The sequence below is a fragment of the Microbacterium sp. SORGH_AS_0969 genome (assembly GCF_030818255.1).
Classification (GTDB): domain Bacteria; phylum Actinomycetota; class Actinomycetes; order Actinomycetales; family Microbacteriaceae; genus Microbacterium.
The window spans coordinates 1,353,795-1,375,582 of sequence record NZ_JAUTAG010000001.1 but is presented as its reverse complement, the minus strand read 5'-3'; the positions used below and the strand labels follow the sequence as shown (position 1 = coordinate 1,375,582).

The window sequence follows — 21,788 nt, the reverse complement described above, 5'->3', positions numbered from 1 at the left end:
GTCTCCGAATCGGAAGAGGTGGGGGCGACGGGACGCGCCGCCCCCACCGGGGTCAGCGGAAGTCCGCGGTGCCCTCGTCGTACTTCTTCCCGAGGTTGGCGTTGGTGGTCGCGGGGTCCTGCGTCCCGGTCACCAGGCCCTGCAGCTCCTGGACGAGCACGTCGTAGAAGCCGGGGGCGGGCCAGTCCGGGTAGAACGACAGTCCGTCGTCGGTCAGGATGCCGTTGAACGTGTCGATCAGCTCCTTGCTCTTGGCATCCGTGATGTCGGCGGTGTCGGCCGCGACGGGAACGCCGCCGTTGTTGCCGATGATCGCCTGGATCTCGGGGCTCATCGTGATGTCGATGAACTGGTACGCGAGGTCCTTGTTCTTCGAGCGCTCCGGCACGACCCAGAGGTTGCCCGACGATCCGAGCGACAGCTTCGAGCTCGGGAAGGTCGCGAGCGACCAGTCGAAGCCCGCCTCCTCGGTGAAGCGGCCGTACCACCACGAGCCCGAGACGAAGATCGGCGAGGTGCCGTTGATGAACGAGACGCCCGCGTCCTCGGCCTTGACCGACGAGACATCCTTAGCGATGTAGCCCTTGTCGACGTACTCCTTGAGGGTCTCCGAGGCGTAGTCGACCTCGGGGCCGTTCCAGTCGACGGGGTTCTTGTACAGCTGGTAGTCGTCGACCCACGAGCGGTCGGCCTTCGTCAGCGCGAGCTGGTACCAGAGCTGGCCGAGGGGGTATTCGGCACCGGCCTCGGCGAGCGGGGTGATGCCCTTTGCGACGAACGCGTCGAGGGCCTTCACGAACTCGTCGTAGGTCGTCGGCACCTCGATGCCCGCCGCTTTGAACGCGTCGAGGTTGTAGTAGACCCCGACGAATTCGCCGTAGTTCGGCACGCCGTACCAGGTGTCGCCGCCCATGACGCCGTCGGACGAGTACTTCGCGGTGGTCTGCAGCGACGGGGCGAGCTTGGCATCCCACCCGTACTCGCTGACGGCGTCGCCGATGTCGGCGATCAGGCCGGTGCTGGCGAGGAAGCCGGCGGTCGCGTTGCCCTTGTTGAACTCCATGAGGTCGGGGGCGGCGTCGGTGTCGAGCACCTGGCTCGCGGTCTTCTGGATCTGCTCGAAGGACTTCTCCTCGACCTTGACCGTCGCGCCCGTCTTCTCCTCGAAGATCGGGATGGCCGCGTTCCAGGCCTTCGCCATGGCGCTGTCGGCTCCCTCGTAGTGCCAGAGCGTGAGGGTCTTGCCCGCGCCGTCGGTGGATCCGGCGTCGCCGCCTCCCCCGCTGCAGGCCGAGAGGGTGAGGGCGGCGACGGCGATCGAGCCGACGGCCGCGAGGGCTCGGGTCGCGCGTCGTTGTGCGTTCGTGCGTGCCATCGTTGGCACTCCTTTCACTGTGTTCCGCTGGTTCAGGTGGGTCCGCTAGCGGGGGCGGATGCGCTGCGTGCCCGGCGTCGAAGAATCGTCGAAGCGCTTCGATGAGGGGCGAACAGAGCGAGATGTGGAGTTGGAGGGTCAGGCGCAGGGAGCCGCGGCCACGGAGCCACGCTCGAGATAGGTCGGGGCGATGAGATGGAGACCGGATGCCACGGGTCGACCGGCGATCAACTCGATGGCGAGATCGACGGCGAGTTCGCACGAGCTCTGCGGCACGAGCGGGATCGAGTCGACCGGGGTGGGCTGGGCGTCGGTGTCGAAGCTGCTGCCGACCGACACGATCGACACGTCGCCCGGAACGCTCTTGCCGAGGGCCGCGAGCTCGACGAGCACGACCTGCAGCACCTCTTCGGGCGCGTGCAGCACGATCCCGGTGATACCCGCCTCGACGAACGCCCGCACCGCGCGACGCACCTGGCTGCGATCGGTGACGACGGGACCGGATGCCACCGACGTGGCGCTCATCCTCCGCTCGGTCGCGCGCTCCGACAGGGCGGCGCGCACGCGAGAGGGGAAGTTCGACTTCTCGTACGCGCGCTCCGATCCGCCGATGAGGCCGATCGCGCGGTGTCCCGCGTCGGCGAGCCGGTCGACGGCCTCGATCGTCGCACGCTCGAAGTCGAGGTCGACGCAGACGAGGTCGTCGTGGTCGTCGGGAATGCCGACGAAGATCGTCGGGGTCGCGCTCGCACGGGCGATCTCGACCCGCGCGTCGTCGGGGGCGACGTCGAGCACGAGGATGGCATCCACGAGTCCGCTCTGCGCGACCCGCTTCATGCCGGCCGAGGCGTCTTCGTCGGTGAGCAGGAGCATGTCGTACTCCTTGCGGCGCGCGGCCACGGTCATCGCGTGCATGAACGACATGTGGCTCGGGGCGTGCGAGTCGGCGCGCAGCGGTTCCGACAGCGCGAAGATGTTCGTCTGGCTGCCGGCGAGCATGCGCGCACCCGCGTTCGGGCTGTAGCCGAGTTCGCGCACGGCGTCTTGGATGCGGAGGCGGGTCTCGGCCGAGACCGGACGCTTGCCGCTGAGCGCGTAGGAGACGGTGCTGATCGATACGCCCGCAGCCCGGGCGACCTCGTCGATCTTGACCATAGCGACTCCTTCGTGGCTGTCGAAGCGCTTCTCGGAAGCGCTTCGATGGCAAACGTAGATCAGGTCGCCGGGGAGCGCAAGAGTTAAGTTGGCGATCGCAACAAAACGGGTGCCCGGGCTCGCGCCGCGACGCGTGACGAGCGGAGAGCCTGGGATGGACGGAGGACGAACCCGCCGCATCCCTCCTCCCCTCGCCCCTCACCCTCCCCCGGTCACGCACCGCGAAGGAAGGCGGTGCCGAGCGGAGGACCAGGGGACCGCGGAGGACGAACCCGCCGCATCCCTCCTCCCCTCGCCCCTCGCCCTCCCCCGGTCACGCGCCGGGCGGAGGAAGGCGGTGGCGAGCGGAGGAGAAACCGGCACGGGAGGACGAGCGCCGCGGCATCCCCCCTCCCCTCCCCGAATCTCCTCCCCCCCAAGGCAAGGACGACCGGATGCCACGGGCCTCGGCGGCATCAAGACCGCCGACGTCGTGGGGCTCACGGCGAGCGGCGTCGCGCTCCTCCGCGCGGGGGCCGCGGGGGTGCCGCGCGTCTGACGCGCGCCCGCGCTCCGGGATAGCCTGACCACTCGGCATCCGACGAACTTCACCCCGAGGACGACCCATGAGCGGAAACGCTGCACCCGTGCCACCCGAGAAGCTCGCACGGCGGACGCGGATCCTCACCCCCTTCTCCGCCGCCTTCTTCGCGGCGGTGGGTGTCGCTCTCACGGGATTCGGCCTCGCGTCGCCGCCGATGCTCGCCGCCGGGATCACGGAGATCCTGCTCAGCGTGCTCCTCGTGGTCGCCGTCTTCGTCGCGTTGCCGGTCGTGCGATGGGTCGCCCTCGCGGTCGTCGTGGCCGGTGCCGCCGCCGCGGCGGTGCTCGCCGTGACGACGCTGCCGAACGATCTCGGGATCGCCGCGACCCTTCTGCTGGGCATCTTCGCGATGCTCGGCCTGACCTGGTTCATCCTGCACAGCTCTGCCCGCGCGGCACACCCGCTCCGCGCTTGAGGTACCCGGGGCTCGAGGCCTCGCCCCGCGCGCGCACGCGCGCGCCGCACGCGAGAGCGCGGCTCAGTCCCGCGGAAGGGCCCGCTTCGCGACGACGCGCCGCGCCTCGACGGCCGCTTCGGCGAAGTCGGTGTCGGGGTCGCCCATGACGATCGCCGTGGCCCGCGCGTGCGCGCTGATGACGTCGTACGGCGACACCGTCGCCCGCTCGATCGCCCCCTCGGCGCGGAAACCGATGGCTGCGAACGCACGGCTCAGGCTCCGCTGGGTCTCGTGATCGCCCCGTCCGAACTGGGTGGCGAGCTCGTCGGCGAGGTCTTCCTGCGCTCCTTCGGGAACGAGACCGGATGCCGTGCGCCAGGCCGCTCGCGCCACCTCGGGGTGCGGGTCGCGCAGCACCGCGGGCGTGATGGCCGCGAACGCGATCGGGTCGCCGATCTTCGACAGGGTGTGCAGCGCCTGACTGCGCGCCTGCGGGATCTCGGACGTCACCTCGGGCAGGAGGACCTCGACCGCGCGCGACGGATCGTGCCTCGTGAGAGCCCAGGTCAGCATGTCGCGCACGAAGAAGTCGGGTTCGACCGCGCACCGCGCCACGAGCTCGACGACGTAGCTGTCATCGGGTCGTGTGCCGGCGGCGAGCGCGGCTTCGAGGCGGGCGGACGCGTCCGGGTGCTCGAGCGCTGCGCGCAACCGGTCGGACGGAGCGGGTTCGGTCATGATGATCCCTTCGGTCCTTCCAGCGTGGCACGCCGCAAAAGACCCGGGGCCGGTGCGACGACTCTCCCAGCGAGGGCGAATTCGACGCCCGACCAGGGCGGGACGGATGCCGCCGGCCTCCGCCCGCGACACGGTCGGGCGCGCGGCTACCGCCGGACCGCCCGCTGCTCGATCAGCTTGCGGACGACGTCGGCGAAGTGCGGCGCGTACTTCGCCCACTCCTTATCGAGCTTCGCGACGTCGATCTTGCCCGTGTGGATGAGTTCGCACAGCTTCATCCAGCTCTCTCCCGTCGCCGCGGTGAGCGCGCCGGCCACCCCCGCGTTCACGACGACACCGGCGCCCGGGATGAGCTTGAGGAAGCTCGTCGCCAGCGCGCGCCCGGCGACCTGTACGCCGAACTGCGCGAGCGCACCGGCCGAGAGCATCGTCTTGAACTCGAGGTCGTAGATCGTCGCGATCCGCCCCATCATCGTCAGCTGGATCGGCGCCAGCGTGACAGCGTCCGTGACAGGGAGGGGAACCGACGCCGCTCCCGCGGCGGCCGCGGTGGCGGCGGCGATGACGGGCCGCGCCATCTCGCGCTTCCACGGGAGGTTGAGACGCTGCGCGATGCGAAAGGCGTCCTTGTCGCTCTCGGGGGCGAGCGCCAGGGTCTCCGTGACAAGGTCACCGAGGCCGTGCCCCTTGCCCTTCCCGTGCCGGTCGCGGGTGGAGGTCAGGATCACGCGGCGATACGGCACGTGCAGCGGCTGGCCGGTGGCATCCACGGGTTCGTGCAACCAGTCGACGAACGCCTGGAGGTCTTTCGCGATCCCGCGCTGCCCGGTGATGGGGTTCTTGATCCAGTCGACCTTGGTGAGCACGAGGATGACGGGGAGCCCCCGCGCGTCGAGCTCACGGATCATCGCGATGTCGGCGGGCGTGAGCCGGTCGTCGTTGGCTTTCACGCAGTACCAGACGACCGAGATCTGGTGGTCGCCCGGGTGCGCCGCGATCGCGTCGAGGTGACCGCGCAGCTGCTGGTCGGGCGGGACGGGTGAGCCGATCTCGAAGCCCTCGACGTCCCAGATCCCGAGGGACTCGTCGTGGTAGAACTGCACGCCCCGCGTGACCGGGAGGCCCTTCCCGACCTTCGCCCAGTCGCGCCCGAAGACGGCGTTGACGAGCGACGACTTCCCCACGCCGGAGCTGCCGACGATCGCGAGGTTGAACCGCCCGTAGCGCGACCGCGCTTCCGACGACGCGTCGACGAACGCTTTCTCGTCGAACGCGGGTTTCCTCGGGTCCTTCTTGGCCATTGCGCCCCCTCGTTCTCGCCGCTTTTGTCAGTTTCGCATTCGCGATCACCGCGAGGCCGCCTATGGACACAGAGAGGCCGAAGCATGCGGAGACATTCGCCTGCGCTCCTCACCGATGTCGCCGGAACTCCGCGGTGGGCGAGAGATGCCATTCCCGGTCGGCGTACCCGCACTCCCGGAAGCTCGGATTCTCCCAGTCAGGGTCGGGAAGGAAGTAGCCGCTCTTGTCCGCGAAGATGAGGACAGAAGAGGACCCGAAACGCAGCCGCACAGCGAAGTCGCTCACCCATTCCCACGACGCCGGGCCCGAGTACACGTCGTCGCCCTCCACTCGGAAACAGGTGTACTTCCGCCCGCCGAAGAAGTCGTTCCCCTCCGCGCCCCGGGGCATGTTCTCAACGAGCGCCCGACCCGTGTCCTCGAGACGGATGGTGATGGTCGCCGCATCGCCACCCGGGGTCGGCTGCCCAACGCTCATCCATTCCACGGGGGCGATGGAGCGCAACTTCGCCTGCTCGACCGCTCCCGCGATCCCGAACCCAGCGGCGACGACCACGGTGATGGCTACGACGACGAGAAGGGTCACGCACCCCCACCCACCGGGCCCGCGGCGAAAGCGGCGTTTGCCATGAGGAGTCACGCCCCGAAGGCTACGGACCGGCACGTGTCGAAAACGTATGCACTCCCCAGCCGGGTGATCACGCCCCGAGGATCTCGCGCAACAGCTCGTACTCGGCATCCATCCCCGCGTTCGCGCGCCGCGGGTCGTCCGACCGGCCGGTCCGGCGCATCTCCGCGAGATAGCGCCGGTCGGCGTCGAGTCGGGCGCGCGCGTCGGCGCCGACGTTCCCGTGCCCCGGGATCACGACGCGCGCCGCGTCGGCGTACGGCTCGAGCAGATCGAGCGCGCGCTCGTACGCGGCGACGTCGTGCGGCCAGAAGGGCAGCGGAAGCTCGATGTCGCTGATCATGTCACCCGCGACCAGCACGCGCGGCTCGGGGAGCCACACCGCCGTGTGCCCGGGGGCGTGTCCGTCGTGCACGATGAGCTCGACGTCGAACGCCGGGGTGCCGGCACCCACCCGCCCCATGAGGTCGATGAGGTCGGGGGTGAACTCCGGCCCGAGCGCCGCGACGAGGTCATCGCGCTCGGTGCGGGCGAGCTCGGCGGTGCGGGGCGAGGCCCACCGCGGAACGTCCCCGAATTCCGGATGCCACAGCACATGGTCGTGATGAGCGTGGGTCGCGAAGCCCTCGGCGACGGTGATCTCGCGCTCGCGCAGGTTGTCGGCGAGCGCCGCGAGCTCGTCGGGGAGCCACGCGGGGTCGATGAGCAGAGCCCGCCCGGATGCCACGACGACGGTCGTGTTCGTCTGCATGACCCGGCTCGTGCGGACCAGCACGCCGGGCGCGACCTCGCGGAGGGTGGTCACGGCTGCCGCCGCACCCCCACCCACCCGTCGCCGTCGCGCTGGAACACGATCCGGTCATGCAAACGCGACGGGCGGCCCTGCCAGAACTCGAACTCCGTGGCATCCACCCGGTATCCGCCCCAGTGCGGCGGCCTCGGCACCGGCTGGTCGTCGGGGAAGCGCGCGGTGACCTCGGCCATCTGCTCCTCGAGGGCGGCTCGGGATGCCACGGCCTCCGACTGGTGACTCGCCCAGGCCGACAGCTGCGACCCGCGCGGACGCGAGGCGAAGTACGCATCGTCGCGCTCGGGCGACAGCGGCGTCGCGGTGCCGAGCACGATCACCTGCCGCTGCAGCGCGTACCAGGGGAACAGGATCGAGACGCGCGGATTCTCGGCGAGCGCGCGCCCCTTGCGCGAGAGACGGTTGGTGAAGAACCACAGGGCGCCGTCGTCGTCGATCCCGCGCAGCAGCACGGTGCGCGAGGTCGGTGAGCCCGTGGCATCCACTGTCGAGACGACCATCGCGTTCGGCTCGGGCAGGTCGGCCGCGTCGGTCAGCCACCGCTGGAGAAGAACGAGAGGGGATGCCGCGAGCGCGGCGTCGTCGAGCTCGTCGAGCGTGTAGTCGAGCCGGTGGGCGAGGGGGTTCTCGGTCATCGCGCGGGTCTCCAGTCGGTCGACAGTCGCCTCATCTTTAACGGGACGGTAACACGAGGGCTATACAGATCGCGATGACGTGCGGATACTTTGGTAATCGATTACCCGACTCCCGAAGGACTCCACCATGAGCACAGCAGCACGTCACGTCCGTCGCGTCGTCGCCGCCGCCTGCGGCACCGCGATCGCCCTCAGCCTCGCCGCCTGCGCCGGCGGAAGCGCCGCCGAGCAATCGAGCGACGGCTCACTGACGACCGTCCGTTTCGTCCAGGAGTGGCCGGTCGCCGACGGCTTCTGGATCCCCTGGCTCGTCGCGAAGGAGAAGGGCTTCTACAAAGATGCCGGCCTCGATGTCGACATCATCACGCCGCCGAACACGTCGGCCACGATGCAGTACCTCGGCACCCAGCAGGCCGATCTGGCCTTCACGACCAGCGTCGACATCGTCACGGCACGTTCGCAGGGGGTGCCGGTGGTCGGCATCGGCACCTACGGCAAGAACAACAACTGGGGTCTCATGACGACCTCGGGTGAGCCGATCGCCCCGAGCGACCTGCCGGGCAAGCTCATCGGGACGTACAACGACGCGTGGTCGAACGCGCAGCTGTCGATCATGCTCGGCTCCGTGGGCAAGACGATCAACGACGTCACCCTCGTCACGGCCGATTCGAGCACCGTGCCGCTGCTGGTGGACGGCAAAGTCGATGCCATCACCGGCATCACCAACGCCGAGGGCAGCGAGCTGCAGTCGCTGGGCAAGGACTACTCCATCTCGTACTCCCGCGACTACGGCGCTCCCGACGCTCCCGTGCTCATGCTGGCCGGTAACTCGCAGTGGCTGCAGTCGCACCCCGACCAGGCGTCGGCATTCATGACGGCGACGATCGAGGGCCTCAACTGGGCTCGTCAGAACCCCGACAAAGCCGTCGACATCTTCATGACGGCGTACCCCGACGCCCAGACGAAGGAGTTCACCACCCTGCAGTGGCAGGCGACGTCGGCGCTGTTCGGCGACGAGGGCACCGATGTCACGGCCGACGATCTCGCCCAGTCGGCCGACACCTGGCAGTCGCTGGTCGACGTCGCCGTGAAGTACGGGCTGATCGACAAGGCCATCCCGGTCTCCGACCTCTACACGAACGCGGGGCTCGGCCAGTGAGCCGCGGAAGGATTCTGCTGGCCGGTGAGTCGTGGAGCACGACGTCCGTCCACACCAAGGGATTCGACACGTTCCACACCTCGGCCTACGAAGAGGGCGCCTGGCCGTTCATCCACGCCCTCGAGGCGGGCGGATGGACGGTGGAGTTCCAGCCCAACCACGTCGCCGCCGAGAAGTTCCCGTACACCGAGGAGGAGCTCGCGCCGTACGACCTGGTGGTGCTGAGCGACATCGGCGCCAACACCCTGCTCCTGACCAACGCGGTGTTCACCGGCGGCCGGCCGGCTCCCGCCAACCGCCTCACCTCGCTGGCCGCGTGGGTCGCGCGCGGAGGGTCCCTGCTCATGGTCGGTGGATATCTGTCGTTCCAGGGCATCGAGGCCAAGGCGAACTACCGCGCGACCGCGCTGGCCGAGGTCCTCCCGGTCGTGATGGAGGTGGGCGACGACCGCGAAGAGACTCCCGAGGCGATCACCCCGCTCTCCGACGGCGACCACGCCGTGACGCGCGGCCTGGGGGGCGAATGGCCGGGCATCCTGGGGTTCCAGCGGCTCGTTCCCGCGGCCGGGGCCGAGGTCGTCGCCACCGTCGGCGAGCACCCGCTCGTCGTGGTGGGGCACCACGGAGCGGGGCGCGTCGGGGCGGTCGCCACCGACATGGGACCGCACTGGTTGACGACGGCTTTCGTCGAATGGCCGGGGTACGCGGTGCTGTGGAACCAGCTCGCCGCCTGGCTCACCGACGAGGATGCCGCGGAGCAGACCTCATGACGTCGCCGCGCACGGTGTCGGACGAACCGCCCGAAGGCTTGGTGCGGGCACAGCGCCTGGCCATCCAGGTTGCGGAGGAGTTCGCGCGCGAGGTCGAACCCGGCGCCTCCGAGCGCGAGGTGCGCGATCGGGTCGACCGGCGGGTCATCGAGCTGGGTGGAGTCGGCACATGGACACCGACGGTGGTCGGTTTCGGAGTCGGCACCCTCAGTTGCTTCCCCACCGACGTGCCGTCGGAGCGACCGCTGTGGAACATCGACCTGGGCACGATCGATGTCCACCCCGTCACACCCGACGGATGGTGGGGCGACTGCACCCGCACACTCATCCGGGGTGACAACGTCCCGCAGCGGCGCGCCCTCGAGACGGTGGAGAGGATCCACGCCTCCGTCCTGGCCGCCGCCCGTCCCGGAATGCGCGCGTGCGACTGGTTCGCGCATTTCCACGCGCTGTTGGCCGAGACCGACCTCCTGCTGCTCGACCGGCTGCAGAACATCGGCCACTCGCTCTCGCACGACTCGTCGTACGACGACGGCTACATCGACGCCTACAACGAGACGGTGATGACGGGCGCGTGGGCCGTCGAGCCCTTCATCGGGAATCACCTCTACGGGGTGAAGCGGGAGGATGTCGTGTGGTTCGGCCCGACGAGGGTGACGGTGATCTCATGAGCGAAGCGAAGATCGTCCTCCGCGACGTGGCGCAGCGCTTCGGTTCCACCGAGGCGCTCGCCCCGACCGATCTCACCGTCGCCCCGGGGGAGTTCGTCTCGGTCATCGGGCCGAGCGGATGCGGAAAGTCGACGCTGTTCAACATCGTCTCGGGCATCCTCCGACCCACGCGGGGGTCGGTGAGCATCGACGGTCGCGACACCACCGGGCGGCCCGGGCAGGTGGGCTACATGCTGCAGAAGGATCTGCTGGTCCCCTCGCTGAGCGCCCTCGAGAACATCACTCTCGGCGCCCGTCTCACCGGCCGCGTGACGCGCGAGACGAAGCAACGGGCGGCCGAGATGGCGACGCACTACGGTCTCGGCGACTTCCTCGACCACTTCCCCCACGCGATGAGCGGGGGGATGCGGCAACGCGTGGCGCTGATGCGCACCCTCGCCTTCGCGAAAGACGTGATGCTGCTCGATGAGCCGTTCGGCGCGCTCGACAGCCAGACCCGCCTCGACATGCAGCAGTGGCTCCTGCGCGTGTGGACGGAGACCGGCTCGACGGTCCTCTTCATCACGCACGACATCGACGAGGCGATCTTCCTCGCCGATCGCGTGGTGGTGATGTCACCGCGTCCGGGGCGGATCAGCGAGATCCTCACGGTCGATCTCCCCCGCCCTCGTGACGTCGACGTGTTGACGACCGAGCGGTTCACGGCGCTGAAGAAGCGGGCGGTCGACCTCATCTACGGTCGCGCCTCCGGCGCCCTCGACGAAAGGCGGTCTCCCGCATGAGCATCGATGCCCTCTCTCCCGCCGGGCCGCGCCGATGGGTGACCCTGGTCACTCCCATCGTGTCGGTCGTGGCCCTCATCGCGGTCTGGGCGCTCGCGGTCCAGGTCTTCGCGATCCCGCAGTATGTCCTGCCCTCACCGTGGGCCGCCTTCGCCGCGATCGCGGAGGACCGGGATGCCATCAGCCGAGGCATCGTCGCGACCGGCCAGGTGTTCGCCCTGGGCTTCGTCATCGGCGCGGTGCTGGGTTTCGCGCTGGCCTTGGTCATGGCGGCGTCACCGCTGCTGTTCCGGCTGCTGTACCCGATCATGATCGTGAGCCAGGCGATCCCCGTCGTGGCGATCGGTGCGGCCCTGGTGATCTGGCTGGGCTTCGGACTCGCGCCCAAGCTCGTCGTCGTGGCGATGATCGTCTTCTTCCCGGTACTCGTGAACGTGCTCGACGGACTGCGCTCCGTGGATCCCGACACGAAGAACCTCGCTCGGGCGATGGGGGCGTCGCCCTGGCGCACCTTCGTCGTCATCACGCTGCCCGCGACCTACACGCCGCTGTTCTCGGCCTTGAAGATGTCGGCCACCTTCTCGGTGACCGGCGCGATTCTGGCGGAGTCGTTGGCATCCACGACCGGAGGCCTCGGCGTGTATCTCTCGACCATGCAGGGTCGCTTCAACACCCCGGGCGTCTACGCGGCCATCATCGTTCTCGCCTCGATCGGGCTGCTCGCGTTCCTGCTGATCTCGCTGTGGGAGTCGGCGAGCACGCCCTGGCGCCGGACGAGCATCGTGCCTCGGCGACGCCGCATGTCGACGCGTGCGCGGTCATAGGCTGGGGGGCATGACGCGGCGTCCGACGGTACGAGACGTAGCCGACGCCGCGGGTGTCTCAGTCGCCACGGTGTCCCGCGCTCTGTCGGGGGCACGGGCCGTCAAACCCGAGCACCGCGAGCGCGTGGCGGCGGTCGCGGCTCAGCTGGGCTACCGTCCGCACTCGGTCGCACGCGCCCTGCGCCGGGCACGCACGGGCGTGGTCGGGATGGTCGTGCCGCGCATCGACAATCCCTTCTTCCCCCAGGTCGTCAGCGGCGTCGAGAGGGCCCTGCAGGCGCACGCACTCGCCCTGTTCCTGTGCAGCTCCGACGACGACGTCGACACCGAGAGCAGCCGCCTCGACGTTCTGATCGAGCGCCAGGTCGATGGCATCCTCGTCGTCCCGTGCTCGCAGACGGCGTCGGCCCCCGCGCTCGAGGCCGCGCGCGAGGCGGTGCCCCTGGTCCAGATCGATCAACGTGTGCCGACCGTGGCGGCCCCGTTCGTTGGTATCGACGACTCCACGGGGATCGATGCGGTGATCCGCCACCTGACCGCGAGCGGCCGTCGGCGTCTCGCGTTCGTCGGTGCCGACCCGACGAACTGGTCGGGTGCACGCCGCCTCGAAGGTTTCACGACGTGGGCCCGGGCGCACGACGCCTCCGCGACACGCCGAGTCGCCGACGGTGACTTCAGCCGCGAATCGGGCCGGACGGCAACGCTCGAACTGTTGTCGCGCGACGGTGAGATCGATGCGCTGGTGTGCGCCAACGATCTCATCGCTCTCGGTGCCCTCGACGCGGCAGCGGACCTCGGCCGAACGGTGCCCGGCGACCTCGCGATCACCGGCTTCGACGACATCTCGATCGCCACGGCGTGCCGGCCGACTCTGACCACCGTGCGACAGCCTGTTGCGGAGATCGTCTCCACGTCGGTCGCCACGCTTCTCGCCCTCATCAACGATCAGACGGCACCCGACGAGACCCTCCTCCCGGTGGAGTTGATCGTCCGCGGCAGCGCCTGACCCTTCAGCCGAAGTGCTCAGCCCCACCGCGCAGCGATGAGGGCGTGGTATACCTCGACCGCCTCCTCGAGCCGGCGCACCGACACGGACTCGTCGGTGGTGTGGGGCTGATCGGCATCGCCCGGCCCGATGATGTACGAGCGCGATCGAGCCGGGTCCAGCACGGCCGCGTCGGTGAAGTAGCTCACGCCACCAGCGTCGGAGGGTTCTCCGCGTACGGATGCCACGATGTCGAGCACCGTCCGCGACACCGCCGAGTCGGGATCGCTCCACACCGAAGGCACATCGAGGGCGCGGGTGACGCTGCCGTGGTCGGCCAGGAGCGCGACGATCTCTTCGGCGCCGGCGCCGGGAACGGCGCGCACGTCCACGGTCATGGTCGCGGCGTCGGGCACGAGGTTGGTCTGGGTGCCCCCGGCGATCGTGCCGACGTTGGTCGTCCGCGTGCCGAGGTGCGGATGCCGCGGGCCCCGCGGCGCATCCCGCAGAGCATGCACGGCGTCGGCGAGGGCATCGATGGCGTTCGTCCCGAGGTCCGGGCGCGACCCGTGCGCAGCTCGTCCTCGCGCGTCGAGTCGCAGCCAGCTCGCGCCCTTGTGGCCGAAGCGCACCTCGTTTCCGGTGGATTCCCCCACGACGAGGATGCCGTCCTCCGGCAGAGGGACGTGCGCGGCCACGGCGGCGGCGCCGTGGCATCCGGTCTCTTCAGCCGAGGTGAAGACGAGCCGGAAAGGCGCGGATCCCTCGCGAGCTGCGCGAGCCGCGGCGACGGTCATCGCCGCCACCCCGCCTTTCATGTCGCTGGCTCCCCGTCCGAAGAGCCGGTCGCCGTCGATCTCCCCCCCGAACGGGCTCCTGGCCCACGGAGCCGCTCCCGTCGGAACCGTGTCGAGATGACCGCTGAGGGTCAGAGGTCCTCCTCCGCGCCACGTCGCGACGAGGTTGGAGCGCCCCGGATGCCACGGCACCCACGCGAGGTCGAGTCCCGCGTCGGAGAGGATCGGCGCGAGCACGGACAGGGCAGCGTCCTCGTTGCCGTCGACCGTGTCGAGGCGGATGAGATCTCGCGTCAGCCCGACGACGTCAGGAGTCGAGGACCGGGTCATCGAACGGGATCGAGCCGATAGGCCTCGGGACGCCGGTCGCGCACCGGGTTGTTGAACGCGCCCCACGCGCGACTACGCCGCGTTGCCGCGAGGTCGATGTCGGCGACGAGCAGCGCGGACCCGGTCGCCGGAAGCGGGGCCGGCCACGGGCCAACCCGTGTGGCTGACGATGAGGCTCTGGCCGATGAACTCCTGCCCGCGCTCGACCCCGACGCGGTCGGCCGCGGCCACGACGATGCCGTTCGCGTGCGCCGCCCCCATCGTGAGGATGGTGGCCATGCCGGGCTGTCCCACCGCTTGACCGGGGATGGGCACCCAGTTCGTCGGCACGCACACCAGATCGACACCCTGGAGCGCGAGCGCGCGATAGCTTTCGGGGAACCATCCGTCATAGCAGATCATCATGCCCAGCCGACCGAATCGCGTATCGACGATCGGAAAGCCCAGGTCGCCGGGCTCGAAGAAGAGGGCCTCCTCGTCCCAGAGGTGAACTTTGCGATAGACCGTGTGCTGCCCGTCGGGAAGGCAGAGGATCGCCGCGTTGAACAGCCGCGAACCCTCCCGTTCGGGGAAGCCCGCGACGACGATCACTCCGAGCTCGGTAGCGAGACTCTTCCAGGCGATCGTGGCGGGGCCCGCACCTGCGACCTCGGCAAGTCCGAACGCTTCGTCGCGCGACGCCATCATGTATCCCGACGAGACCAACTCGGGCAGCACGACGACGTCGGCACCCTTCGCGGCCGCCTCCCGAATGACCGACTCGGTGAGAGCGACGTTCGCGTCGACATCACCGAATGCCGGCTCGACCTGGCCCACTGCTACTCGCATGACAACGCCTCCTGGTAATCGATTACCTATGCTCGCACGTCGGCATGCCGCGTTCGATGGCTCGGCGCGGAATTTACGCACCGGAAACGTGCCGAGACCCGAGGATCCGGAACACCCCCGCCCCCAGGAGGTGGCGAAGGAACGGCGTCAGTGAACACGATGGCGGCTGAGAAGACGTGCATCCGCGGAATGCTCACCGAGCACCCCGAGTTGCACCCGCGTGGCACTGCCCCCTCCACGAAAGGACTCCTCGATGAGCCTCTTCAGCCCCACCACCGTCGGCAGCACCGCGGTCCGCAACCGCGTCTCGCTCGCGCCGATGACCCGCCTCCGCGCCGGAGCGGACGGCGTTCCCGGACCGATCGTCGCGACCTACTACGCGCAGCGCGCGGGCATCGGCCTGCTGGTCACCGAGGGCGTCTTCCCGAGCGACGAGTCGCGCGCGTACCCGGGCCAGCCCGGAATCGTGACCGACGCGCAGGCCGCGGGATGGGCGAAGGTCGCGGATGCCGTCCACGCCGAGGGCGGCACCGTCTTCATGCAGCTCATGAACAGCGGGCGCGTCACCCACCCGCTCATCACCGGCACCGACCGCATCGTCGCCCCCTCGGCGATCGCCATCCAGGGCGAGACCCGCCTCGCCGACGGCACCAAGGTCGACTACGCCGTGCCGCACGCGCTCGAGACGTCGGAGCTCGCCACCGTCCTCGACGAGTTCGTCGCCGCCGCCCGTCGCGCCGTGGATGCCGGACTCGACGGCGTCGAACTCCACAGCGCCAACGGCTACCTGCTGCACGAGTTCCTCTCCCCCGCCTCCAACCAGCGCACCGACGCCTACGGCGGATCACCCGAGGCCCGCGCCCGCTTCGTCATCGAGGTCGCGCGGGCCGTGGCCGCGGAGATCGGCGCGGAGCGCGTCGGCATCCGGATCTCTCCCGCCCACAACATCCAGGACGTGTGGGAAAAGGACGACGCCGAGACCCGAGCCACTTACGAAGCCCTCGTCACCGGCCTCGCGCCCCTAGGCCTGGCGTACCTGAGCGTGCTGCACGCCGACCCCGCCGGCGAGCTGATCCAGGACCTCCGCCGCGCCTTCGGCGGAACCTTCATCGTCAACTCGGGCTTCTCAAAGTTCACCACGCGCGAAGAAGCGGTGTCGGTCGTGGAGGACGACATCGCCGACCTCATCGCCGTCGGCCGCCCCGCGATCGCCAACCCCGACCTCGTCACGCGCTGGGAGCAGGGCGCGGAAGAGAACGAGGTCGACCAGGCCTCGGTCTACGGCGGCGGCGAGCGCGGGTACACGGATTACCCGGCGCTGCAGGGCTGAGTTCCGGATGCCGGGGGCCTCGCGCGATCGTTCGTGCGGGGCCCTTTGTTTGGCGAGAACAGGGGTATATCGCCCGCGATAACCCCTCGACTACCCTGATCGCATGAACATCCGCGCGGGACGAGAAGCGGCGGGCATGAGCCAGGCCGAGCTCGCCCGCGCCGCCCGTGTGGCGCAGCCCAACATCTCGGCGTACGAGAACGGCCGACGTCAGCCCAGCCCCGAGGTCCTCGAACGGATCCGTCGCGCGCTGGTCGGCACCCTCAACGAACGTCTCTTCCGTCACCGCGACGAGATTCATCGCCTCGTCGCCGAGCATCACGCCACCGCGCCGCGGGTGTTCGGATCCGTGGCTCGCGGCGAGGAGACCGCGGCATCCGACATCGACATCCTCGTCGACTTCACGCCCGAAGCCGGCCTCCTGGATGAGGTGGGCCTGCGCCTCGCCCTCGCCGATCTGCTTCACGTCGAGGTCGATGTCATCGCCTCCGACACCCTCCGCGGTGAGTTCCGGGAGCGGGTGCTCCGCGAGGCCGTCCCGCTGTGAGCATCGAGAGTCGTCAGGCACAGGATGCCGCGACCCGCGTGATCGCGGTGTGCGAGGTCATCGCACTCATCGTCGAAAAGGGCGAGGAGCACTTCCTCCGCGAGGTCGAGGCGCAATGGGCCGCGGAGATGGGGCTGATGCGGATCGGCGAGGCGGTCGCCAAGATCCCGCCGCCCGTTCGCGAGCGCTTCGCCGGTCAGCCATGGCGTCAGATCATCGACATGCGGAACTTCGCCGCCCACCAGTACGACGACCTCGACCCGCACCGCGTCTGGCGCACGCTCACGCGTGATGTGCCGCGGTTGCGCGAGTACCTGGCGTCAGTCGTCATTCCGGGACTCTCCCCGGACACCGGTAACGCAGCACGGTAGTCCCCGGCGAAATACTCCTCAGGCATGTCGTCGAGACGGGAAGGCGGCAGATCGAGGCACCTCATGGCCGCGCGGCTTTGGGGACCTCGACGGCGAGGAAGATCGCGACGAGACCGAGCAAGCTTCCGGTGACTCGGCGCTGCCATCTCGTCCAGGTGGGGCGGGTGTGCAGGGAGCGAGCGATCGACCCGGCAGCGATGACGATGGTGGCGTTCACGATGAGGCTGACCAGGATTTGGATGCCGCCGAGCACGAAGCCCTGGGCGACAGCATGACCGGCGCATGAGTCGATGAACTGCGGGATCAACGCCAGGTACATGACGGCGACCTTCGGATTCAGCAGATTCGTGACCAGCCCCAGTCGGAACAGCTTCGCCCCGGAATCCCGCCCGAGGACGCGGGTCTCGAAAAGCCCGGTCCCGCCCGGACGCAAGGTCCGCCAGGCCAGGTACGCGAGATAGGCCACGCCCGCGGCTTTGAGGCGGATGTAGAGCCAAGGAATGATCACGAAGACGACGGCGAGTCCCAGGTTTGCCATCGTCATGTAGACGAGGAACCCCACCCCGGTGCCCGCCAACGAGATCAGGCCCGCTGTCCACCCCTGGGCGATGCTGCGGGAGACGAGGGAGACCATGTTCGGCCCGGGCGTGAGCACCATGACCAGCGCTGCCAAGGCCACCCCGACCGCTGCGCTCCAGGAAATGAGACCAACCAGCATCGCGCCACCGCCGTCCGTCCGTGAGTCCTGACCACGGTGGCGTAACGATGTTACGCATCTCAACCCTTACAGGAAGGCGCGGACCCCCGCGGACTCAGCAAGTGGATCTCGACCCACCCCGAGTGTGAAGACCACCCCACCGAGCGGCTCGTGTACGCATTGACGTACATCAACGGTGCGTGTCAGAATCCTCGTACATAGCAGGATGTGACTGGAATTTCGTACATGCTGCGAGTGAGGGAGGACCTGCCAGTGCTCGTAAACGTCTCGCTCGACTGGGGAAACATCGTCCGCGACCGCCGCTCCGACCTCGGACTGACCCAAGCGGACTTGGCGCAGCGGATCGGGCGCGCCCGCCAGTGGGTGGTCCGGTTCGAGTCCGGTCACGCCGGGAGCGCGAGCGTGGACAGCCTGATGGCAGTGCTCCACGCGCTTGATCTGTATGCCGAGGTCGACACGGCGGAGGATGAGACCGACTCGGATCCGATGTTCATGGATGTCGTCGATCCATGGGATGCGCCGAAGGCGCAGCCGTGAGGCTCACCGCGTATCTGGACGGGCGGCGCATCGGCTGGTTCAGCCAGCGCGACGGTGGCGACATCTCGCTGGAGTTCGATCCCGCCTGGCAGCGTGACGCCGGCCGCCTCGAACTGTCACTGTCTCTGCCGAAGAGCCGCCGCCGGCACGAGGGCGCCGCGCCCGGGAACTTCCTCTGGAACCTTCTGCCCGACAACGACGCCGTGCTGGCGCGGTGGGGGCGGACGTTCGGCGTCTCGCCGCGCAACCCGATGGGGTTGCTCGCCAACGTCGGACGGGATGCGGCGGGCGCCGTACAGCTCATCGACTCGACTCAGTGGGACGAGCCGGTCCTCGACGGACCGGGCGAGATCGAGTGGATCGATGACGCGACCATTGCCTCGCACCTGCGCGAACTGCGCGCCGACCCTTCCGCGTGGGTGGCGACGGGGTACGACGGAGGCTACTTCTCGCTCGCCGGAGCGCAGTCCAAGTTCACTCTCGTCCGTGGCCGCGACGCCTGGGGATTCGCGACCGGAAGCACCGCGTCGACGCACATCGTCAAATCCGGCGTGGCAGGGCTCCGCCGGGGCGATCTGAATGAGCACCTGACGATGCGTGCTGCGCATCACCTGAACATGGATGTCGCACGCAGCCGACTGGTGAACTTCGACGACGAGAGCGCGATCGTGATCGAACGCTTCGACCGGTATCGCCGCGCCGAGCACGCTGAGGGAACGTCAATCGCCCGCGCGCACCAGGAGGACTTCGCGCAGGCGACGGGAACGCATCCGACGGCGAAGTATCAGAACGAGGGCGGCCCCGGCATTGCCGCGATCTCACGACTCATCATCGACAGATTCGGTCCCGCTGGCCCGATGCATGCCCTGGGATTCTTCGACGCCACGATCTTCAACTGGGTTGCACTGGGAACCGATGCCCATGCGAAGAACTACGCACTGCTGTGGCCGACGGCTCGAACAGGATGGCCTCGCCTGGCGCCTCTCTACGACCTCGGCTCGGCACTGGCATATCCCGAGATCAACAACCGCAGGGCGAAGCTCGCGATGTCATTCGACGGCCACTACCGCACGTACGAGATCGAGCCTCGGCACATCGTGCGCGAGGCGAGTGTCTTCACCGGCATCCTGGGGCAATCAGCCACCGTGGACTGGGTGTATTCGCGCGCTCGAACGTACGTCGATGGGTTGCCCGAGGCACTGAGCCTTGCCGCCGAGGAAGCCTCCCTCAGCGGGGAAGAACGACAGTTTGCCGCGACGCTGATCGATCGAGCCCGCGAGCGCACACAGGATCTGCGGCGGGCAGCTAGATCGACGGTGAAGACCCGCACAACCTCGCTCGCCCCGAGCGATTGTTGGGCAGATTCCTCACCCTGTGTCGTTGTGTGCTTCCCCGTGGCCCTCTGCGTCAGTCGCTGACGGCTGCTGAAGACTCCGCCTCCCGGGACGAGCGCGACGACGCCACACCCCGCCCGAACGCCTGCCCCTGCAGAATTGCCCCGAGGTCCACACCGGTCGCCGACTTCACGCTGTCGAACGTCGCCGCCAGACCCGCCGCCTGTTCGCGCGCGATGTGCGTACCGGCGGAGTCGCCGCCCACGAGGGTGACGTTGCCGACGTTCTGGTAGCCCTTCGCAAACTCCGCCATGAGGGCGGGCAGCTGCCCGATGAGCTCGCGGCCCAAGATGGCCTCCTGGTTCTCGCGGAGCGCCTCGGCCTCGGCCTGGATCGCCGCGGCACTCGCCTCACCCTTCGCGCGAATGGCCTCCGCCTCGGCGAGGGCCTGAGCACGGAGCGCCTCGGCTTCGGCACTGGACTTCGCGCGCAACGCCTCAGCTTCGGCCTCTGCGCGCGCCCGCACGGCGGCCGCTTCGGCGGCGGCGGAGGCCTGCCGGGCCTCGGCCTGACGCTGCACCGCGTAGGCCTCGGCATCCGATTCCTGCTGCGCCACCTGACGGTCGGTCTCGGCCTTCTTCTGGCGTGCGTACGACTCGGCGTCGGCTTCGGTCTGCTTGCGGTACTTCTCGGCATCCGCGACGCGCTTCACGTCGGCGTCGAGCTCGGCCTGACGGTTCTCGGCGCGCTGCACCAGAACGGCCTGTTCCCGCTCCGCGCGGGCGAGGTTCTCGGCCTGCTCCGCCTCGGCGTTGGCGCGACCCACCTCGGACTTCGACGCCGCCGTGTTCTTGTCGAACGCGGTCTGCTCGATGAGGTTCGCTTCCTCCGTCGCGAGCTGGCGCGCCTTGACCTCGCGGGCCGCCTCGATCCGCGCGACCTCGGCCTCGCGCTTGACGCGCTCGACCTCTTGCGCGCCGAGGGCCTCGATGTAGCCGTTGCGGTCGGTGACGCCCTGAATGGCGAAGGAATCGAGCACGAGACCCTGCGCGAGAAGGTCGCCCTTGATGCCCTCGGCGATCTCGTCACCGAGCTTCTGGCGGTCTTGCATGACCTCTTCGACGTTGAGCTTCGCGACGACACCGCGCAGCGCGCCCTCGAGCTGCTCGGTGGTGAAGACGTCGATCGCCTGGTCCTGCGAGGCGAAGCGCTCCGCGGCAGCACGAACCTGGTCGGGGAGCGACCCGATTTTGACCAGCGCGACACCCGCCAGGTGGATGGTCACGCCGTTCTTCGTCTGCGCGACGGGCTCCATTTTGATCTGGCGCGAACGGAGCGAGATGCGATCCGAACGCTGCGTGAGCTTGTTGACGAAAGCACCGCCACCGGTGATGACCGTCATATTCGACGTCAGCCCGTCGGACCCGCGCTGCTTCTTACCGACGATCACAATCGCCTCATCGGCCTGCGGCACCTGATACCAGGCCCGGAAGATGAAGAAACCGATCAGCAGGATCAGCAGCACCGCCCCGACGGCGACGACGACAGCGATGATCCAGAAAATGTCATTGTTCACGACAAGCGCCCCCCGGCTCCGAGATTGCGGATTCTGGGATCACGCTATCGGGTGCCGGTACCGCTGCACGGTAGCCCCCGAACCGAACTCCCACCGCTCGACGAGCTCGAGCTTCAGGTGCTCCCCGATCCCCTCGAGCAACCGCGGACCCCGCCCCGCCACCACGGGATGCACCACGAACGTGAACTCGTCGATGAGCCCCGCCGCGGCGAGCGCCGCCGGCAGCCGCACGCCGCCGAGCGAGATCCCCCGCCCCGGCCGCTCCTTCAACCGCCGCACCGCGTCAACGACATCGCCGTTGACCAGCTCAGCGTTCCAGTCGACTTCGTCGAGAGTCGTGGATGCCACCACCTTCCGCATCGGATCCATGACCTCCGAGAAGGCGACCTCACTGGCGTCCATCCAGTCCGGCCACTGTCCCGATTCGGGCCTGCGCCACGCGCCTTGCATCAGCTCATACGTCACGCGCCCATAGAGGAGCGTGTCGGAGCGACGGAGCTCGTCGGTCCAGAACGCCATGGACTCTTCGTCGGGCGGGAGGCCCTCCTCGTGCGAACAGCAGCCGTCGAGGGTGACGTTGATGGCGTAACGGAGGGGCTGGGTCATGCC

24 protein-coding genes are annotated in these 21,788 nt (G+C 68.9%); 12 read left to right on the top strand and 12 right to left on the bottom strand.

All coding sequences use genetic code 11. The features are described from left to right. Positions 1-52: 52 nt before the first annotated feature. Positions 53-1,375: an ABC transporter substrate-binding protein gene (locus tag QE388_RS06365; RefSeq protein ID WP_307384011.1), complete on the bottom strand. Its 1,323-nt coding sequence runs from the start codon at positions 1,373-1,375 to the stop codon at positions 53-55. Positions 1,376-1,513: 138 nt separating this feature from the next. Beyond that, positions 1,514-2,530: a LacI family DNA-binding transcriptional regulator gene (locus QE388_RS06360; RefSeq protein ID WP_307384009.1), complete on the bottom strand. Its 1,017-nt coding sequence runs from the start codon at positions 2,528-2,530 to the stop codon at positions 1,514-1,516. A 605-nt stretch (positions 2,531-3,135) separates the two neighbouring features. On the opposite strand from QE388_RS06360, the gene QE388_RS06355 reads away from it, so the two are divergent. Next, a complete protein-coding gene (locus tag QE388_RS06355; RefSeq protein WP_307384006.1) occupies positions 3,136-3,528 on the top strand; it encodes a hypothetical protein in 393 nt (130 codons plus the stop codon). Positions 3,529-3,591: 63 nt separating this feature from the next. Here the strand turns inward: QE388_RS06355 and QE388_RS06350 are convergent, their stop codons facing one another. From QE388_RS06350 to pdxH, 5 genes are all read right to left on the bottom strand, one after another. After that, positions 3,592-4,248, bottom strand: a complete 657-nt coding sequence (locus QE388_RS06350; RefSeq protein ID WP_307384003.1) for a HEAT repeat domain-containing protein — start codon at positions 4,246-4,248, stop codon at positions 3,592-3,594. Positions 4,249-4,394: 146 nt separating this feature from the next. Then, positions 4,395-5,549, bottom strand: coding sequence for a DUF697 domain-containing protein (locus tag QE388_RS06345; RefSeq protein ID WP_307384001.1), 1,155 nt, complete (start codon positions 5,547-5,549; stop codon positions 4,395-4,397). 109 nt (positions 5,550-5,658) lie between these two features. After that, on the bottom strand, positions 5,659-6,135 hold the full coding sequence (locus QE388_RS06340) for a hypothetical protein (RefSeq protein WP_307383999.1): 477 nt from the start codon (positions 6,133-6,135) through the stop codon (positions 5,659-5,661). Positions 6,136-6,247: 112 nt separating this feature from the next. After that, positions 6,248-6,982, bottom strand: coding sequence for an MBL fold metallo-hydrolase (locus QE388_RS06335; RefSeq protein ID WP_307383997.1), 735 nt, complete (start codon positions 6,980-6,982; stop codon positions 6,248-6,250). Beyond that, complete coding sequence (gene pdxH / locus QE388_RS06330) at positions 6,979-7,620, bottom strand: pyridoxamine 5'-phosphate oxidase (protein WP_307383995.1); 642 nt, start codon at positions 7,618-7,620, stop codon at positions 6,979-6,981. The genes QE388_RS06335 and pdxH overlap by 4 nt, the downstream gene beginning before the upstream one ends. Before the next feature lie 127 nt (positions 7,621-7,747). Here pdxH and QE388_RS06325 point away from each other — a divergent pair, with 127 nt between their 5' ends. Genes QE388_RS06325 through QE388_RS06300 form a run of 6 tightly spaced genes read left to right on the top strand, consistent with a single transcriptional unit; the run spans position 7,748 to position 12,832 of the window. Continuing rightward, the gene (locus QE388_RS06325) at positions 7,748-8,779 is read left to right on the top strand and encodes an ABC transporter substrate-binding protein (RefSeq protein ID WP_307383993.1); all 1,032 of its coding nucleotides are present in this window, start codon (positions 7,748-7,750) and stop codon (positions 8,777-8,779) included. Next, entirely contained in the window at positions 8,776-9,549 is a 774-nt protein-coding gene (locus QE388_RS06320) for a glutamine amidotransferase (protein ID WP_275801868.1), read from the top strand. Before QE388_RS06325 ends, QE388_RS06320 begins: the two co-directional genes overlap by 4 nt. Further along, a complete protein-coding gene (locus tag QE388_RS06315) occupies positions 9,546-10,220 on the top strand; it encodes a M24 family metallopeptidase (RefSeq protein ID WP_275801867.1) in 675 nt (224 codons plus the stop codon). The genes QE388_RS06320 and QE388_RS06315 overlap by 4 nt, the downstream gene beginning before the upstream one ends. Further along, complete coding sequence (locus tag QE388_RS06310) at positions 10,217-11,002, top strand: ABC transporter ATP-binding protein (RefSeq protein ID WP_307383986.1); 786 nt, start codon at positions 10,217-10,219, stop codon at positions 11,000-11,002. The genes QE388_RS06315 and QE388_RS06310 overlap by 4 nt, the downstream gene beginning before the upstream one ends. Further along, the gene (locus QE388_RS06305; protein ID WP_307383984.1) at positions 10,999-11,826 is read left to right on the top strand and encodes an ABC transporter permease; all 828 of its coding nucleotides are present in this window, start codon (positions 10,999-11,001) and stop codon (positions 11,824-11,826) included. The genes QE388_RS06310 and QE388_RS06305 overlap by 4 nt, the downstream gene beginning before the upstream one ends. Positions 11,827-11,836: 10 nt before the next feature. Then, on the top strand, positions 11,837-12,832 hold the full coding sequence (locus tag QE388_RS06300) for a LacI family DNA-binding transcriptional regulator (protein WP_307383981.1): 996 nt from the start codon (positions 11,837-11,839) through the stop codon (positions 12,830-12,832). Between the two features lie 17 nt (positions 12,833-12,849). Here the strand turns inward: QE388_RS06300 and QE388_RS06295 are convergent, their stop codons facing one another. Then, positions 12,850-13,938 (bottom strand): M20 family metallopeptidase, encoded by a 1,089-nt coding sequence (locus tag QE388_RS06295; RefSeq protein ID WP_307383978.1) that lies wholly within the window; start codon positions 13,936-13,938, stop codon positions 12,850-12,852. Between the two features lie 72 nt (positions 13,939-14,010). Next, a complete protein-coding gene (locus tag QE388_RS06290) occupies positions 14,011-14,766 on the bottom strand; it encodes a nitrilase family protein (RefSeq protein ID WP_307383975.1) in 756 nt (251 codons plus the stop codon). Positions 14,767-15,019: 253 nt separating this feature from the next. Here QE388_RS06290 and QE388_RS06285 point away from each other — a divergent pair, with 253 nt between their 5' ends. The 3 genes from QE388_RS06285 (at position 15,020) to QE388_RS06275 (ending at position 17,014) form a co-directional block, all read left to right on the top strand. Continuing rightward, on the top strand, positions 15,020-16,096 hold the full coding sequence (locus QE388_RS06285) for an alkene reductase (RefSeq protein WP_307383972.1): 1,077 nt from the start codon (positions 15,020-15,022) through the stop codon (positions 16,094-16,096). Between the two features lie 103 nt (positions 16,097-16,199). After that, entirely contained in the window at positions 16,200-16,643 is a 444-nt protein-coding gene (locus tag QE388_RS06280; RefSeq protein ID WP_307383969.1) for a helix-turn-helix domain-containing protein, read from the top strand. After that, positions 16,640-17,014, top strand: a complete 375-nt coding sequence (locus QE388_RS06275; RefSeq protein WP_307383966.1) for a DUF86 domain-containing protein — start codon at positions 16,640-16,642, stop codon at positions 17,012-17,014. The genes QE388_RS06280 and QE388_RS06275 overlap by 4 nt, the downstream gene beginning before the upstream one ends. Positions 17,015-17,075: 61 nt before the next feature. Here the strand turns inward: QE388_RS06275 and QE388_RS06270 are convergent, their stop codons facing one another. Then, complete coding sequence (locus QE388_RS06270) at positions 17,076-17,732, bottom strand: LysE family translocator (protein ID WP_307383963.1); 657 nt, start codon at positions 17,730-17,732, stop codon at positions 17,076-17,078. A gap of 252 nt (positions 17,733-17,984) precedes the next feature. On the opposite strand from QE388_RS06270, the gene QE388_RS06265 reads away from it, so the two are divergent. Continuing rightward, positions 17,985-18,269, top strand: coding sequence for a helix-turn-helix domain-containing protein (locus QE388_RS06265; protein ID WP_275801853.1), 285 nt, complete (start codon positions 17,985-17,987; stop codon positions 18,267-18,269). Continuing rightward, complete coding sequence (locus QE388_RS06260) at positions 18,266-19,687, top strand: type II toxin-antitoxin system HipA family toxin (protein ID WP_307383958.1); 1,422 nt, start codon at positions 18,266-18,268, stop codon at positions 19,685-19,687. The genes QE388_RS06265 and QE388_RS06260 overlap by 4 nt, the downstream gene beginning before the upstream one ends. Here QE388_RS06260 and QE388_RS06255 read toward each other — a convergent pair. Both QE388_RS06255 and QE388_RS06250 read right to left on the bottom strand, forming a co-directional pair. Next, positions 19,677-21,179, bottom strand: coding sequence for an SPFH domain-containing protein (locus QE388_RS06255; protein ID WP_307383956.1), 1,503 nt, complete (start codon positions 21,177-21,179; stop codon positions 19,677-19,679). The genes QE388_RS06260 and QE388_RS06255 overlap by 11 nt on opposite strands. A gap of 39 nt (positions 21,180-21,218) precedes the next feature. Further along, complete coding sequence (locus QE388_RS06250) at positions 21,219-21,785, bottom strand: dihydrofolate reductase family protein (RefSeq protein ID WP_307383954.1); 567 nt, start codon at positions 21,783-21,785, stop codon at positions 21,219-21,221. Between the last annotated feature and the right edge of the window lie 3 nt (positions 21,786-21,788).